Raw genomic sequence first — 13,325 nt, forward strand, 5'->3', positions numbered from 1 at the left:
TGTGTCTGAACGCCGGAAAGTGGTTAAAAAGTAGCCGATGTAAGTCGAGCCAGTAGGTGTTTAGCGGTGTTACAGCCTGAGTGCGGTACTGGCTGAGGTACTATGAGAAATCCAGGCTAGGATGCCGCTATCCTAGCGATATAGAACATACGATGGAAAGAATTCAACATGGTGTGCTGGAAGTAGGACTAACTGAGAATTCGCCTTGGGTGATACGTACCAACGATGGCCCTGCTGGACTCGAACCGGAAATTATCCGCTCACTGGCTGAACAGTTGAATTCGGAAATCCGCTGGCACTGGGATAGTGAAGATGATTTGCTAGCCGCTCTGCAGCATCACCAACTTGACTTGGTGATAGGAGGATTAACTAATCGCTCTCGCCTGAGCCAACAGGCGGCGCTGACACGCCCTTATTATCAAAGCCGCTATACTGTCGGCTTTCCCTCGGGGGTGCCTTTGCCCAGTTCTTTAAATGGGTTGGAAGTCGCCATTCCTCCCGTAAATCACATGCATGCAGCGCTCAAAGAAAAAAATGCCAAACCGGTCAAAGTTACCGATGTTACTCGTACTGAAAGCCCCATCGCCGCGCCTACATGGTGGTTATCGGCCCATGGGTTGATTGCCGGTCCTTGGGAGATAATTATCGATAAGCATGTGATGGCGCTGCCCAAAGGTGAGAACGCTTGGATGCTGGCATTGCAACGCCACCTTAATGGCTACTCCAACATTGAGCAGCAACTGCAACAACTGGAGGCGGCGCAATGAAAATAAGGCAAGTGTATCAACTGCCCCCTGATAAACAGAAAGACCTTGATTACCTGGTACGGCTTGAATGGTGGAACCTGGGGTTTCGCATTTCAATCGTCGGCGTATTGGCATTAGTGTTGGGTAGTAGTCAGGCCATGAGAGTGGCTTGGTTTGAAGATATGCTCTCTTTAATCCCTCCTATCGCCTTTCTGATCGCAATGCGTTATCGCAACCGAGCCCCTAATGCGATCTTTCCATATGGATATCAACGTGCCACGAGTATCGCCTTCCTCTGTGCAGCTACCGCCCTGGCGCTACTCGGCGGCATTCTGTTGCTTGATTCGCTACTAAAGCTCGCCAAGATGGAACATCCCAGCATTGGCGCCGTCGAGCTCTTCGGCACCACTTTCTGGATGGGGTGGTTAATGATTGGTGCGCTGATTTATAGCGTCATACCTCCCGTCATTATCGGTCATCTACAGATGAAAGCCGCCAAAAAAGTGCATGAAAAAACGGTGTTTGTTGATGGCAAGATGAGCAAGGCGGACTGGATGACTGGGCTTGCCGCTATCGCCGGAATCGTCGGCGTTGGCGCTGGCCTATGGTGGGCGGACGCGTTGGCGGGCGCGCTTATCGCGCTTGATGTCACCAAGGATGGCGTGACTAATGTGAAGGAGGCGGTGGGTGACCTTCTCGACCGAAGACCCCGTTTTACTTCTAAAGCGGAGCCGGAACACCTTGCTGAAGAACTGGAAGAACAATTATGTGCCATGGGGTGGGTCGCCAGTGCCGCCGTGCGCTTACGTGAGGAAGGGCACATTTTTAGCGGAGAAGCGTTTGTGGTGCCCCATAGCGATGAGAATTTGGCACAACACTTACGCGACGCTGCTCAGTTTTTAAACCATTACGATTGGCGTATTTATGAAGTAGTGGTGACGGCTTGGCCCAGCGAAAACTGAATCGAATCGCCGATATTGTAAAGCTTTTCACCATTAACGAAATCCCGAGACGAGATACCCTGACCGGGTTCATTTATGCTCACATTACTTAGTGATATGCCGCTAACCGCCGCTTTTGCACTGTTCAGCGTTTGCGCAGTCGTTATTGGCATCATTGGCACCCGGCTTGCGCGGATTGTCGACGACCTCGCTGATCGTACCGGATTAGGTGAGGCGATAGCTGGTGCTGTCTTACTTGGGATGGCTACCTCACTCTCTGGCATTGTGGTATCAGTCTCTTCCGCCTGGACCGATAAACCAGAACTGGCAATGAGTAATGCGCTGGGCGGTATCGCTGTTCAAACGCTATTTTTAACGATCGCTGACATGGTATATCGGCGCGCTAATCTCGAACACGCCGCGGCCTCCCTTGGCAATCTGATTCAGGGCGCCCTATTGCTGTGCTTACTCAGCTTATTGCTGTTAGGTCGCTTTACGCCCGAATGGACTTTCTGGCAAGTACACCCCATCACACCGCTTCTATTTATTGCTTACCTGTTTGGGCTAAAGCTGGTTAAAAATGCCCAAACCCGCCCGATGTGGTCCCCGACTCGTACGCATGAGACGCGTGAAGACCAGCCTGATGAGTCGCCTGGAAAGCTAACGCTGGTGCGGTTATGGCTGTTATTTGTGGGTCTCGCGCTTACGATCGGCATTACCGGCTGGTTACTGGAACGCAGCGCTACGGTGATTGCGGCAGAAACCGGCCTTAGCCAAGCGGCTGTCGGCGTTCTGCTGACCTCAATAGTGACATCACTACCTGAGCTGGTAACAACGGTTGCAGCGGTGCGCCGTGGGGCGCTCACACTCGCGGTGGCAGGCATTATTGGCGGCAATGCGTTTGATACCCTGTTTGCCGCTGCATCAGATGTGGCTTACCGAGGCGGCTCGATTTACCACGTCATTCCCGATCAGGTAATGTTATGGGTTGCTCTCGCGGTGTTAATGACAGGGGTTTTAATGCTTGGCCTGCTGCATCGCCAAGAGCAAGGGCCAGGCCGTATTGGCTTTGAAAGCATGGTCATTATCGGCCTCTACTTGGCGGGAATAGCGATATTAATGGTGAACTAGATTAATGGGAAACTAGCCACCTCAAGGTAGCGGCACATTAACACCAAAGGAGCATTGTTAGTGATTGGAAGCACGTTAATAGGGGTCATAGGCACCTTACTTATTTTACTGGTGGTTTACGACGCTATTCGCACCACTTTATCGGTATCTAGTTCAGGTCCGCTGACTAACCGGTTGGTCAGTGGGCTATGGTTTATGCTGCTAGGTATTCATCAGCGGCGAAAGAGCCATACCATGTTGTCCTCTACGGGCCCATGGATAACGATGACGTTACTGCTGACATGGTTTCTAGTCGCTTGGCTGGGTTGGTTTTTACTATTTTGTAGTTCACCTCAGGCCGTGGTGCTGTCTTCTTCAAACGCCACCGCTAGCTTAGTTGAGCGCGCCTACTATACGGGCTACACACTCACGACGTTGGGCTATGGTGACTTTGTTGCCGGTAATGATAATTGGCGTCTTCCACCTGTCTTGGCTGCGGCTAACGGTTTTTTCCTTTTTACGATATCGATTACTTATATTTTGAATATCATCACCAATGTTATTCAAAAGCGCCAAACATCCCTCACCATCAGTGCGCTGGGCGAAAATCCACAGCAAATACTCGCGTCTACGAACGGCGACGGAAAATTTGCAACACTGATCAGCCAACTTCAGCCGTTACAACAATCCATCAGTACCTTAGGCCAGCAGCATTTAGCCTATCCAATCCTGCACTATTATCACAGTGAGAGCAGCAGCAAAGCGCTTTCGCTAGCCATAGCACGCTTATACCAAGCTATTGCCATTGCCTGCTTTGCCAGCACCAGGCTAGATCCCACTTCGCGTGAGCAGTTATTGATCACACGAAAAGCAATTGAGCAATTTCTGGATACGCTCGGTAGTGCTTTCATTCATCCTAGCCAACATATCCCTGATATTCCTGCGTTTAATTGCTATGCCGACTTACCAGGCGTTGAGACATCGAACACCGAGATTCAGGACTATTTAGCCTCACTGCCCTACCAGAAAATCTTGGTGGCATTCGTTCATAAGGACGGCTGGCAGTGGCAGGATGTATGGCAAACAGAGAATGGAAGGGGTGCTTAGCGCATGCAGCGACTGAAATGAAATCGATGATTCATAGGGTGGACAGCCCAATAGGTTATCAACCTAATCAAGCGACACCCAAATACATCCACCTGAATAAGGAGTAATGCGTTGATTCGGCAGCTAACACTTTACGTATTGATCAGTATTCTCTTTGTAGCCGCTGGCTGCTCATCAAGGACGATTGGCAACCACGAGACAATGGAGCAGCCGGATGAATCGTTAATCAATACGTATTGGAAGCTGATGAAACTTGATGGCGCGCCGGTCATCGCCAAAGAGAACTTTCGAGAAGCGCACATGGTGCTACACCAAGATGCTTCGCGCTTAGCAGGTGCCACCGGCTGTAATACACTAATGGGCAGCTATCAAGTAGAGAACGAACACATCACGTTCAACCAAGTCGCCACCACCAAAAGAGCCTGCCCGGCGCCCCAAATGGAAACTGAACGCAATTTTCTAGCCGCCCTCAAACAGGCAAACGCGTGGCGTGTAGAGGGCGCAAGGCTTGTACTATCGGGTGATAACAATGAACCGTTGGCTAGCTTTGAAGCGGTGCATCTTTATTAAATTAATGAACGGTAAGTCGAGTGTTATTTTTAAAGTTATAAATCGCACGACTGCTAAGTGTGGGTTAGCAGGAGATATGGCACAACGGTCTAATGTGGGACTATAAACAGCAAAGCGGGATAAACAGGGATGAGCGGCGAAATTTAGCGCCCTAGATTCAGAAGGTTACGAACACGAAGCCAGTATATAGCGCCAGCAGATTAGACACCAACAGTGCCAAAGCCGCGCAAATCGAAGAAAAGGCCGTTCCTAGGTGGAGCGGCCTTTTTTGCTGGATATTTGGCATAGCCTAAGTCTGGAGTAATCGGCTCGCCATTTGGCGTGAGCAATCAGTGCCTTCTATGGAGACATCCATCATCTCTTCTTGGGTGACGTTATATAGCTCAAAGCCACCATCCTGGTGAAGATCGCCCTGCATAACATCGCCAATCTCAATATCACATCCGCCAATGAATTCGGCCACCGTAATGCTGCCGTCTTCGACCTGTATAGCGCCCATGCCATTTCTAGGATTGTACGCGATCACCTTGCCTCTCATTCATTACTCCTTACAACCACCCCGCCGACCACACGGCCCGCCCGATGATATCCAGTTCGTGCAGCTGATCCTGGGGTACCAGCACTTTGTCATACTCCTTGTTCGCGCTGATGATCGAGACACCGTTGAACTGGCGCTGTAGGCGCTTCGCGTAGAGGTGTCCATCCAAGCGGAGGATATAGATACCCTCACCCTCAATCGTGGTGCGCGTGTGGTCGATCAGCACGGTGTCACCGCTGTGCAGTATCGGCTCCATGCTGTCGCCATCAATGCGGATCGCTGAAAGGTGCTCCGGCGTCAGGCCCTGCTTGCGCAGTGAGTAGCGCGTAAAGCTGATATGGGTGAGCACTCGGCAGTTCTCGTTCCAGGCTCCATCGCCTGCGCTGCACTGCGCGTCATACAGCGGCACAAAGGCGTAATCCTCCATGCCTGTCACTTCGCCAGCCTCTTGTGTAGCAGGCTGGCTGGTTGTGCCTTCCCCACCTTTGCCAGTGGCCAACCAGTCCAATGAAACTCCAGCAGCTTCAGCAATAATGACCGCCTTTTCCAGCCCTGGCGCTGAAGCCCCTGACAAATACTTCCTGATCAAACTTTCCGAGAATCCGCACTTTTTGGCGAAACCGTATGATGATTCGCCTTTTATGGCGATTTTCAAGCGCTCACTAAATCCGTCAAAGTTCGTCATATTAACTTTTGCGCTCTCTTATAAATTAAAGCCACTACGCAAAACTTTTATAAGTGACTGATATACAAAAACAAAAAATCAAAAAGCATCACTTGGATCACTATCGCTACTTTTGCCGATCAAATTTGGCTTGAAAGCAAAACTATTTGGCGATATGTTTATGGGGAAAGACAGGTTAGACACCCCAAAAAACGCCACCGAGGTGACGCCATGAACCAACAAATTCCTTCTAATCCTACCCAGCGCTGGGAGTGGTTGAAGTACCAACTCCGCAGCCAGGGTTCCAGCTTGCGCAAACTAAGCGATGAGCTGGGCGTCACCGGTAATGCAGTGCAAATGGTGAAGTACACACCCTACCCACGCATGGAACGCGCTATCGCCAAAAAGCTTGGGCTTAGTCCCCATGCTGTTTGGCCAGAGCGCTGGAACCACGACGGCACCCCTTGCCGTGAACGCCCCAATCGTGCTGAGAAACTCACTACTGCAAAAACGCAAAAACAGTATTGTGTAAACAATACTAGCGTTTCTAACGCGTCTACGCATCGTCAAATGGTGCGGGAGGCTTAGTCATGAGGCGCGTCAAAGATACCCAAACGCTAGACATCTTCGAAGTGCCTGCCCCCGTGGTGCCTTTGCCGGGCAGTGGCAACTACGCCAGCCAAGTCAGCGAGCTGGTTGGCGTAGTGCTTAAAGACTGCCCCGTGGACCGGTACGAAGTCGCCGCGCAAATGAGCCGCCTGTCTGGTGACGACGTCTCCAAGCACATGCTGGATGCGTGGAGCTCGCCTGGGCGTAGCGACCACAACATCCCTTTCTACCGCATTCCGCTGCTGGAAGAGGTCTGCCAGAGCCACGCCTTTACCGACTGGATCGTTCACCTGCGTGGCGGCCGCGTGGCGTATGGCCGTGAAGCGCTGGCAGCCGAGTACGGCAAACGCCAGCAGATGCTCGAAAAGCTCAAAGGCGACATGAAGGAACTCAAGCGGCTAATGGGGGATGACCAATGAACTGGTACTCCGCTAAAGAGCTGGCAGGGCTGCCTGGCATGCCTCAATCCGTCAGCGGTGTTATCCGTAAGGCCACCTCGCAAGGTTGGGAAGCACAAAAACGTATGGGTCGCGGTGGCGGTTACGAATACGCCTTTGCCGTGCTGCCTACCGAAACCCAGAACGCGCTGCTTTTGGCACAGGCGGATAACGCCGAGCCCGCCCCCGCCAGCACCGTGGCTTCAACACCTGAAGACCCGCGCCCAGGGCAGCAGCAGCTGACCGATGCCCAGCGCCAGGTGATGAGCGCCCGCGTGGCGTTCGTTCGCGAGATCGAACGCATGAGCCGGATGGTCAGCCAGCAGCGCGCTATCGAAACGTTAGTTGCCCACGCGAAGGAAGACGATCTAACGCCGTACCTTAAAGAGCGCGTGGTGCTGGCCAACGACCGTAAAACGGAGACACGCACACTTAGCGAGCGCACCCTCAAGCGCTGGATGAGCGACTTTAAAAAGCACGGCGAGCGTGGCCTAGCCCCCAAGCGCCGCCAGGCAGACATGAGCATGCCGCCCTGGGCTGGTGATTTTCTCAAGCGTTACCAACGCCCTCAGAAGCCCAGCGTGGAAGCGGCCTACCAACTGCTGGTCGAACAGACGCCACCGCCGCACCCCTCTATCCATCAGGTGCGCCGCTGGCTTGCCAAGCTCAGCCCGGAAGCCCGCGAGCGTGGCCGCATGGGCGCGCATGAAATCAAGGCGCTCCAACCGTTCAAACGCCGTAGCAGCAAAGACCTTTGGCCCAACGATGTGTGGGTCGCGGATGGCCATACCTTCGACGCCGAGGTCATCAACCCGCTCACCGGCCAAGCGTTCCGCCCAGAAGTCACGCTGATCATCGACTGGGCGACGCGTCGCATCGTCGGCTTTGCCTTGAACCTTGCCGAATCCACCCTGGCCACGCTGGATGCGCTACGCGATGCCGTCAGCCGCGCGGGCATGTTCAATCTGTTTTACGTCGATAACGGCTCAGGCTTCGATAACGCCACAGTGTATGAAGTGGTCGATCGTCTGGGCGGCACCATCACCCACTCGCTGCCGTACAACTCCCAGGCACGCGGCGTGATCGAGCGCGCCCACCAAAGCACCCTGGTCAAGCTCGCCAAGACCATGAGCAGCTACATCGGCGCGGACATGGATAAAGAAGCGTCGACCAGGGCGCACAAGCTCAGCCGCCGCGACATCAAGCAAGGCCTCAAGCCCGCGCTGATTCCCACGTTCCAGGAGTTTTTCGACCGGCTCAACGACGCCCTGGACGTCTATAACCACCGCCCGCACTCGGGCCTTAGCAAAATCCGTGACCTGGACAGCGGCAGGCTACGCCACCAAAGCCCGATGGAAGCCTGGAAGAACGCCGAGACAGAAGGCTTTGAAGCGCTGACCGCACCGACTGATGTAGTCGCCTCGCTCATGCGCCCGCAAGAGGTACGCAAAACCAATCGCGGCGAAGTACGCATCAACGGCGGCACCTACTTTATGGACGCCCTGCGCGACTTCCACGGCGAAGAGATCCGCGTGGCGTGGGACTACCGCGACACCGGCAGCGTCGGCGTCTACACCCTGGACGGTGAACACCTGGGCGATGCCCAGCTAGACGGCAACGCCACCCCCGCAATGCCCGCCAGCATGATCCAGCGCGCAGCCGAGAAACGCGAGAAGGGTCAGCTCAACCGCTTGGCGCAGAAAGCCAAAACCATCACCGGCAGCGACGTCGAGATCCGCGCGATTACACCCGCCGCCAGCTATTCAGACGAAAAGCAGGCAGCCGCAGGCCGCGCCTACGCCAAGCAATTAGCGGATGAAGGCACTCGCTTTCAGATACCCCAGAACAAGGTCGAGCGTTATCGGCTTTGGCAAAAGCTGGATGCCCAGCTTCAGCAGAATGAAGACGTACCAGAACAAGCACGCCAGTGGCACGAAAGCTACCAGAAGCACAACGATTTTCGCGCTATTCAGCGCGTAATGGATGCGGACGGGCTACCACCCGCCCGCAACCGCCGGGCCGTCTGAACCACGGCCCACGACACCCTAGCAATTAAGGAACTGATATGAGCGTCAACACCATTGTACCACTCACTAACGTCGGCTTACTCGCGGCAGCGGTCGAAAGCGCCGCGAACCGCCCGCCCGAGCTGCCGGGCCTGGTCGTTATGTACGGCCCCAGCGGCTACGGCAAAAGCCTGGCAGCGGCCTATGCGGCCAACATGCACCGCGCCTACTACGTCGAGTGTCGCGAAAGCTGGACCAAGAAAGCCTTTGTGGTCGCCGTGCTGCGCGAGATGGGCATCATCCCCATGAAGACGCTTAGCGAGATGGTCGATCAGATCGCCGAGCAGCTCTCACGCTCGGGTCGCCCGCTGATCATTGATGACGTCCAGTACGTGATCGACAAAGCCGCCGCCAACGTCCTCACAGACATCTATAACGCCAGCCAAGGAACGCTAATCCTGATTGGTGAAGAGCGCGTGCCCGCGTCAATGGCGCGTCTGGAGCGCCTGCACAACCGCGTACTTGAATGGGTACCCGCCCAAGCCGCCAGCCTGGAAGACGTGCGCGCCCTGGCTGACAAAAGCTACCCCGATATCGAGATCGAAGACGACCTGCTGGAAACCGTCAACGACCGCGTTAAAGGGTGCCTGCGCCGTGTCGCCGTCAACCTGTATCAGATCAACTCTGAGGCTACCGCCAACGGCTGGACGATGGTCGGCCTGCGGGAATGGGGCGAGCGTGAGATCCACACCGGCCAGCCACCGGCGCGGAGGGGCTAAGGCATGGCAAAACGTAAACCCCAACTCAACGCCCAAGGGCCACGCATCGACCGCCAGGCCATTTGGGAAGCCCTACGCGATATGCACGCCAAAGGGTTGACCATTACCACGGTCGACGTATCGCTACTGATGCCGGATGCCGTCAGCCAGGGCCGCGTGCGTGACTACCTGAACGGCCTCGAAAAAGGCGGCTACCTCGCCCGTCTCGATGTGCCCCGCAAAAGCGGCGAGCCGGTGCAGTTCAAGCTGGTGAAAGACGTCGGCGTGGAAGCCCCACGCGTGCGCAAAGACGGCTCCACACCTACCGGTGGCCTTGGCCGTGAACAGATGTGGCGCACGCTCAAGATCGTCGGCGACTGCACCGCCCGCGAACTGGCAGACGCCGCCACGACGCCCAAAGTCGAGATCGCCGAGGCAACAGCCAACGAATACCTGCGCTTTCTGGCGGCTGCCGAGTACGTCGCCGTCGTTCGCCCTGGCTCCCCCGGCGTGCTGACCCGCTACCGGCTGGTCAGCACGCGCTGGACAGGCCCGCGTGCGCCGATGATCCAGCGCACCAAGCAACTCTATGACCCCAACACCGGTGAAGTGGTGTACGTCCGCGTCACCAAAACCGAAGGGGGTGAACCATGAAAGACGTCATCCGCCGTACCCGCACCGTCGACATCTCCAACTGGGGTGACGACGTGCCGCGCTGGATCGTACTACTCGCCGACGAAGTGCGCGCCACAAACCGCAAGATCACCGCCGAGCGCATTGGCGTCTCGCGTAGCGCGGTGTCTTTGGCACTGGCCAACCGCTACCCCAGCCCTTCCACCGCGAGTATCGAAAAGAAGGTGCTGGAAGCGCTGGACGGCCTCGACTGTCCGGCGCTGGCCATCACTATCAGCGCCGAGCAGTGCCGCGACTACCGCGCCCGCCCCGCGCCGACCCACAACCCCATGGCCATGCGGATGTGGAAGCACTGTCAGCGCTGCCCCCACAACCCCGACAACCAGGACGGAGGCGACCAATGACCCTCAAAGCCACCTGCCCCGAGTGCGGCATGACGGCCGACATGGCCGCCTTCGTCACCCAGGGCGAACACAACCAGGCGTTAGCGGCGGCGCTGGATATGCCTGCGCTGCTGAGTAGCCGCATCGTGCGCTACCTCGGCTTTTTCCGGCCTGCCAGCCGAGCGCTGGCAAGCGCCAAAAGCGCCCGCCTGCTGACCGAGCTGAAAGACACGATCACCAGCGGCGTGATCGAGCGCAAAGGCATCACCCGAGAGGCACCGCTCAAGGTGTGGGTGATGGCCCTCGACCAGATGCTGGAAAGCCCGCCCAGCGGTTTGCCGCTAAGCGGCCACGGCTACCTCTATGAAGTGGTTGCCCGCTGTGCCGACCGCCACGCCGGTGAGCAGGAAAAGCAGCAGGAAGAAGCCAAGCGCAGCGGTGCCAAACCACCTGCAAATCGCGCACCCGTTGCCGCGTTTCAAGAGCGCTCGACCGATGACGTGCTGGCCGAACACCGCCGCATGGCCGAGCGCCAATCCACGGTGGCCACAACCCCAAAAGGCCAGCGCAAAAACGCGAAAGCGACTGAGCAAGCCAATGCCCCCAAGCGCCTATCGGAGTTGTTGAAAGGTGCCGCCAGCAAGGGAGACGACCAATGACCACCTACAGCGATGAAACCCTGGAGCAATACGCCGACCGCTTCGTGCAGCTGCGCCTGTCCCGCCACGGCGTCAACCTGGCGCAGTACCTGGCCAACCCCGTGCAGTTTGAACGCCTGGCGTTGGAGCCGGAACCGCTACTACCCGCACAGCAAGCTGCCGTTTTGCGTATCTGGCAGCGCTGGGATACCGGCCTAGCCGAGCAGCCAGCCGCTGCACAGGAAAGCTCGGTACCGGACTGGGACTGGCGCGACCAGCTCGACCGCTGGCGTTGTGAAACTGAACAGGCCGAGCGAGCGGTGGCGCGTATGCAGCAGCGCAACGGGGCGTATGTCGAGCCGCTGCACCACCACCGGCACAACGCCCGTAACCGCAGTGCCAACTTTGCTAAGCGAGGTGCCTGATGAGCCACATGGTCCTATCCCATTTACAGGCCAACGACGGTGCCACGCTTGATGAGCTATGCACCGCCACCGGCCTGAACGCCGACGCGGTTCGCCACATTCTCACCGGCCTGGTGAATAGCCGCTTTGTGATCGGCGTCGCGCGCTACAACCGCGCGCCGAAGTTTTACGCCGTCACCAGCCAAGGCCATTGCGAGTGGTGCGGCCTCTACGAGCATCGCCGCGTTGCCGCCATGTGCCCTCGCTGCATCGACAAAAGCAGCGGCCTGGAGCCGTTGACCGAAACGCCCGTTGCCGCGCTACCGGCAGGCCTGAACACACCCGAAAGGAGCCAAGCATGAACGCCCAAGCGAATGAAACACAGCAAGTACCCGAAGGCTTCCGCATAGACGCCAAAAGCCGACTGGTGCCCGAGGAACAGATCAAAGAGATCGACAAGCTACGCGATGAGCTAGTGCTCTCGATTATTGACCGCGCGTGTGAGCTGCGCGACCAGCTTCGCGACTTCAAAAGCGACGTGTTCAGCGAGATCGAAGCCTTTGTGCAGACCTCCGCCCAGGAGTACGACGTCCAGATCGGTGGCAAGAAAGGCAACATCCAGTTGGTCAGCTTCTGTGGCAAATACAAGGTGCTGCGCGCCATCTCCGAAAACATCACCTTCGATGAGCGCCTCCAGGCTGCCAAAGGGCTGATTGAAGAGTGCCTACGGGACTGGACAACCGACGCCCGCCCAGAGGTGGCCACCATCGTGCAAGACGCCTTCCGCGTCGACCAGGCGGGCAACATCCGTACCGGCCAAGTGCTGGGGCTACGCCGCCTGAACATTCAGGACAAACGCTGGCTGCGCGCCATGGATGCCATTAGTGACGCCATTCAGGTCACCGGCTCCAAGAGCTACATCCGCATCTATGAGCGGGTCGGCAGCACCGACCAGTACAAACCCATCAGCCTAGATATCGCGGGGGTGTGAGATGGCGACCGAAAAGCGCGATCAGCTCATAGACCGTCTGGATCGGTCATTCCATGCCATGCCCCGCTGGGCGCAAGGCGCATGCCTGCACGCCATGGCGGTGCCGACCATCAACCCGGCGACGCTGGCCCCCTTCGCCACCTTCCGGGAAATGCTCGAAAGCGCGCCAGACGAGAACCTGGAGATTCTGGCGGATGACTTCGAGGGGAATGGCGACCTGCTGCCAGCCGAGGAGGTTTCATGACCGCTATCACTAACGCTTCATCCATCCGCGTCAGCCCCGCCATGGGCGGGTTTGTTGCCATTCTGCGCGGCCAGCGCGCCACGGGCACCACCCACCGCGATGCAGCGCTCGCTGTCGCGCGGCGGGTCTACGGACCGCGCGTCAACGTCCGCGCCGATTACCTGCGCGACTCTGACCCCATGGCGGGCATCCAGTACCGCTACCACATCACGCATATCCGAGGTGCCGCATGAAAGAGCCAGTCATCATCCGCGTGCGCGATGCCGGATACCAAGGCTATATCGCCACTGGAGGAGGCAAGCGAGCCAGCTGTTCATATTCCTACGAGCAGGCGCTTTTTAACTGTGCCGAAAAACTGTTTGGGCCAGGGAGCTTGTTCCAGTTCGAGCAATTAGAAGTATCGGAAGCTGATGCCAAGCGAAGCGTTATTAAGCGAGTCGAAGTTTTTCCTTACGAAGAGTCTGCATAGCAGCGAAGCGAAACGCCCTGCCAATGGCGGGGCGTCTGCTGGGCGTGGTGGCCCAGCACTGATGAGCAGCCAAGGGG

At 56.8% G+C, this 13,325-nt stretch carries 20 protein-coding genes and 1 other RNA gene; 19 read left to right on the plus strand and 2 right to left on the minus strand.

Going from position 1 to position 13,325, the window contains the following annotated elements; genetic code table 11:
- Positions 1-152: 152 nt before the first annotated feature.
- The 5 genes from HUO07_RS17515 (at position 153) to HUO07_RS17535 (ending at position 4,474) form a co-directional block, all read left to right on the plus strand.
- Complete coding sequence (locus HUO07_RS17515; protein WP_246286771.1) at positions 153-767, plus strand: transporter substrate-binding domain-containing protein; 615 nt, start codon at positions 153-155, stop codon at positions 765-767.
- Positions 764-1,708 (plus strand): cation efflux transmembrane domain-containing protein, encoded by a 945-nt coding sequence (locus tag HUO07_RS17520; protein ID WP_176304629.1) that lies wholly within the window; start codon positions 764-766, stop codon positions 1,706-1,708. Before HUO07_RS17515 ends, HUO07_RS17520 begins: the two co-directional genes overlap by 4 nt.
- Positions 1,709-1,783: 75 nt before the next feature.
- Positions 1,784-2,818: a sodium:calcium antiporter gene (locus HUO07_RS17525; RefSeq protein WP_176304630.1), complete on the plus strand. Its 1,035-nt coding sequence runs from the start codon at positions 1,784-1,786 to the stop codon at positions 2,816-2,818.
- 60 nt (positions 2,819-2,878) lie between these two features.
- The gene (locus HUO07_RS17530; protein WP_176304631.1) at positions 2,879-3,904 is read left to right on the plus strand and encodes an ion channel; all 1,026 of its coding nucleotides are present in this window, start codon (positions 2,879-2,881) and stop codon (positions 3,902-3,904) included.
- A gap of 111 nt (positions 3,905-4,015) precedes the next feature.
- On the plus strand, positions 4,016-4,474 hold the full coding sequence (locus HUO07_RS17535) for an META domain-containing protein (protein ID WP_176304632.1): 459 nt from the start codon (positions 4,016-4,018) through the stop codon (positions 4,472-4,474).
- Between the two features lie 289 nt (positions 4,475-4,763).
- Here the strand turns inward: HUO07_RS17535 and HUO07_RS17540 are convergent, their stop codons facing one another.
- Together HUO07_RS17540 and HUO07_RS17545 are read right to left on the minus strand one after the other, a co-directional pair.
- A complete protein-coding gene (locus HUO07_RS17540) occupies positions 4,764-5,012 on the minus strand; it encodes a hypothetical protein (RefSeq protein WP_176304633.1) in 249 nt (82 codons plus the stop codon).
- Between the two features lie 10 nt (positions 5,013-5,022).
- Positions 5,023-5,697, minus strand: coding sequence for a LexA family transcriptional regulator (locus tag HUO07_RS17545; protein ID WP_176304634.1), 675 nt, complete (start codon positions 5,695-5,697; stop codon positions 5,023-5,025).
- A 210-nt stretch (positions 5,698-5,907) separates the two neighbouring features.
- Here HUO07_RS17545 and HUO07_RS17550 point away from each other — a divergent pair, with 210 nt between their 5' ends.
- The 14 genes from HUO07_RS17550 (at position 5,908) to HUO07_RS17615 (ending at position 13,323) form a co-directional block, all read left to right on the plus strand.
- Positions 5,908-6,264 carry a helix-turn-helix domain-containing protein gene (locus tag HUO07_RS17550; RefSeq protein ID WP_176304635.1) on the plus strand — a complete coding sequence of 119 codons (357 nt, stop codon included), beginning with the start codon at positions 5,908-5,910 and terminating at the stop codon, positions 6,262-6,264.
- 2 nt (positions 6,265-6,266) lie between these two features.
- Entirely contained in the window at positions 6,267-6,704 is a 438-nt protein-coding gene (locus HUO07_RS17555) for a hypothetical protein (RefSeq protein WP_176304636.1), read from the plus strand.
- On the plus strand, positions 6,701-8,749 hold the full coding sequence (locus HUO07_RS17560; protein ID WP_176304637.1) for a DNA-binding protein: 2,049 nt from the start codon (positions 6,701-6,703) through the stop codon (positions 8,747-8,749). Before HUO07_RS17555 ends, HUO07_RS17560 begins: the two co-directional genes overlap by 4 nt.
- A 38-nt stretch (positions 8,750-8,787) precedes the next feature.
- The gene (locus HUO07_RS17565; protein ID WP_176304638.1) at positions 8,788-9,507 is read left to right on the plus strand and encodes an AAA family ATPase; all 720 of its coding nucleotides are present in this window, start codon (positions 8,788-8,790) and stop codon (positions 9,505-9,507) included.
- 3 nt (positions 9,508-9,510) lie between these two features.
- Positions 9,511-10,140: a hypothetical protein gene (locus tag HUO07_RS17570; RefSeq protein WP_176304639.1), complete on the plus strand. Its 630-nt coding sequence runs from the start codon at positions 9,511-9,513 to the stop codon at positions 10,138-10,140.
- On the plus strand, positions 10,137-10,523 hold the full coding sequence (locus HUO07_RS17575) for a hypothetical protein (protein WP_176304640.1): 387 nt from the start codon (positions 10,137-10,139) through the stop codon (positions 10,521-10,523). Before HUO07_RS17570 ends, HUO07_RS17575 begins: the two co-directional genes overlap by 4 nt.
- Positions 10,520-11,161: a hypothetical protein gene (locus tag HUO07_RS17580; RefSeq protein ID WP_176304641.1), complete on the plus strand. Its 642-nt coding sequence runs from the start codon at positions 10,520-10,522 to the stop codon at positions 11,159-11,161. Before HUO07_RS17575 ends, HUO07_RS17580 begins: the two co-directional genes overlap by 4 nt.
- Positions 11,158-11,565: a hypothetical protein gene (locus tag HUO07_RS17585; RefSeq protein WP_176304642.1), complete on the plus strand. Its 408-nt coding sequence runs from the start codon at positions 11,158-11,160 to the stop codon at positions 11,563-11,565. Before HUO07_RS17580 ends, HUO07_RS17585 begins: the two co-directional genes overlap by 4 nt.
- Positions 11,565-11,906 (plus strand): hypothetical protein, encoded by a 342-nt coding sequence (locus tag HUO07_RS17590; RefSeq protein ID WP_176304643.1) that lies wholly within the window; start codon positions 11,565-11,567, stop codon positions 11,904-11,906. The genes HUO07_RS17585 and HUO07_RS17590 overlap by 1 nt, the downstream gene beginning before the upstream one ends.
- Entirely contained in the window at positions 11,903-12,535 is a 633-nt protein-coding gene (locus HUO07_RS17595) for a DUF3164 family protein (RefSeq protein WP_176304644.1), read from the plus strand. Before HUO07_RS17590 ends, HUO07_RS17595 begins: the two co-directional genes overlap by 4 nt.
- A gap of 1 nt (position 12,536) precedes the next feature.
- Complete coding sequence (locus tag HUO07_RS17600; RefSeq protein WP_176304645.1) at positions 12,537-12,779, plus strand: hypothetical protein; 243 nt, start codon at positions 12,537-12,539, stop codon at positions 12,777-12,779.
- Positions 12,776-13,012, plus strand: a complete 237-nt coding sequence (locus HUO07_RS17605) for a hypothetical protein (RefSeq protein WP_176304646.1) — start codon at positions 12,776-12,778, stop codon at positions 13,010-13,012. Before HUO07_RS17600 ends, HUO07_RS17605 begins: the two co-directional genes overlap by 4 nt.
- Complete coding sequence (locus tag HUO07_RS17610) at positions 13,009-13,248, plus strand: hypothetical protein (protein ID WP_176304647.1); 240 nt, start codon at positions 13,009-13,011, stop codon at positions 13,246-13,248. The genes HUO07_RS17605 and HUO07_RS17610 overlap by 4 nt, the downstream gene beginning before the upstream one ends.
- Before the next feature lie 5 nt (positions 13,249-13,253).
- Positions 13,254-13,323: hammerhead ribozyme type II (locus HUO07_RS17615), an RNA gene on the plus strand.
- The last annotated feature ends 2 nt before the right edge of the window (positions 13,324-13,325 follow it).

The organism is Vreelandella maris (assembly GCF_013371085.1).
GTDB lineage: Bacteria > Pseudomonadota > Gammaproteobacteria > Pseudomonadales > Halomonadaceae > Vreelandella > Vreelandella maris.

What these genes read in the sequence shown, in the direction of transcription:
- HUO07_RS17555 (WP_176304636.1), top strand. Translation starts at nt 6,267, where the DNA reads ATGAGGCGCGTCAAAGATACCCAAACGCTAGACATCTTCGAAGTGCCT.
- HUO07_RS17515 (WP_246286771.1), top strand. Translation starts at nt 153, where the DNA reads ATGGAAAGAATTCAACATGGTGTGCTGGAAGTAGGACTAACTGAGAAT.
- HUO07_RS17575 (WP_176304640.1), top strand. Translation starts at nt 10,137, where the DNA reads ATGAAAGACGTCATCCGCCGTACCCGCACCGTCGACATCTCCAACTGG.
- HUO07_RS17605 (WP_176304646.1), top strand. Translation starts at nt 12,776, where the DNA reads ATGACCGCTATCACTAACGCTTCATCCATCCGCGTCAGCCCCGCCATG.
- HUO07_RS17520 (WP_176304629.1), top strand. Translation starts at nt 764, where the DNA reads ATGAAAATAAGGCAAGTGTATCAACTGCCCCCTGATAAACAGAAAGAC.
- HUO07_RS17550 (WP_176304635.1), top strand. Translation starts at nt 5,908, where the DNA reads ATGAACCAACAAATTCCTTCTAATCCTACCCAGCGCTGGGAGTGGTTG.
- HUO07_RS17545 (WP_176304634.1), bottom strand. Translation starts at nt 5,697, where the DNA reads ATGACGAACTTTGACGGATTTAGTGAGCGCTTGAAAATCGCCATAAAA.
- HUO07_RS17595 (WP_176304644.1), top strand. Translation starts at nt 11,903, where the DNA reads ATGAACGCCCAAGCGAATGAAACACAGCAAGTACCCGAAGGCTTCCGC.
- HUO07_RS17565 (WP_176304638.1), top strand. Translation starts at nt 8,788, where the DNA reads ATGAGCGTCAACACCATTGTACCACTCACTAACGTCGGCTTACTCGCG.
- HUO07_RS17590 (WP_176304643.1), top strand. Translation starts at nt 11,565, where the DNA reads ATGAGCCACATGGTCCTATCCCATTTACAGGCCAACGACGGTGCCACG.
- HUO07_RS17580 (WP_176304641.1), top strand. Translation starts at nt 10,520, where the DNA reads ATGACCCTCAAAGCCACCTGCCCCGAGTGCGGCATGACGGCCGACATG.
- HUO07_RS17585 (WP_176304642.1), top strand. Translation starts at nt 11,158, where the DNA reads ATGACCACCTACAGCGATGAAACCCTGGAGCAATACGCCGACCGCTTC.
- HUO07_RS17600 (WP_176304645.1), top strand. Translation starts at nt 12,537, where the DNA reads ATGGCGACCGAAAAGCGCGATCAGCTCATAGACCGTCTGGATCGGTCA.
- HUO07_RS17560 (WP_176304637.1), top strand. Translation starts at nt 6,701, where the DNA reads ATGAACTGGTACTCCGCTAAAGAGCTGGCAGGGCTGCCTGGCATGCCT.
- HUO07_RS17610 (WP_176304647.1), top strand. Translation starts at nt 13,009, where the DNA reads ATGAAAGAGCCAGTCATCATCCGCGTGCGCGATGCCGGATACCAAGGC.
- HUO07_RS17540 (WP_176304633.1), bottom strand. Translation starts at nt 5,012, where the DNA reads ATGAGAGGCAAGGTGATCGCGTACAATCCTAGAAATGGCATGGGCGCT.
- HUO07_RS17525 (WP_176304630.1), top strand. Translation starts at nt 1,784, where the DNA reads ATGCTCACATTACTTAGTGATATGCCGCTAACCGCCGCTTTTGCACTG.
- HUO07_RS17570 (WP_176304639.1), top strand. Translation starts at nt 9,511, where the DNA reads ATGGCAAAACGTAAACCCCAACTCAACGCCCAAGGGCCACGCATCGAC.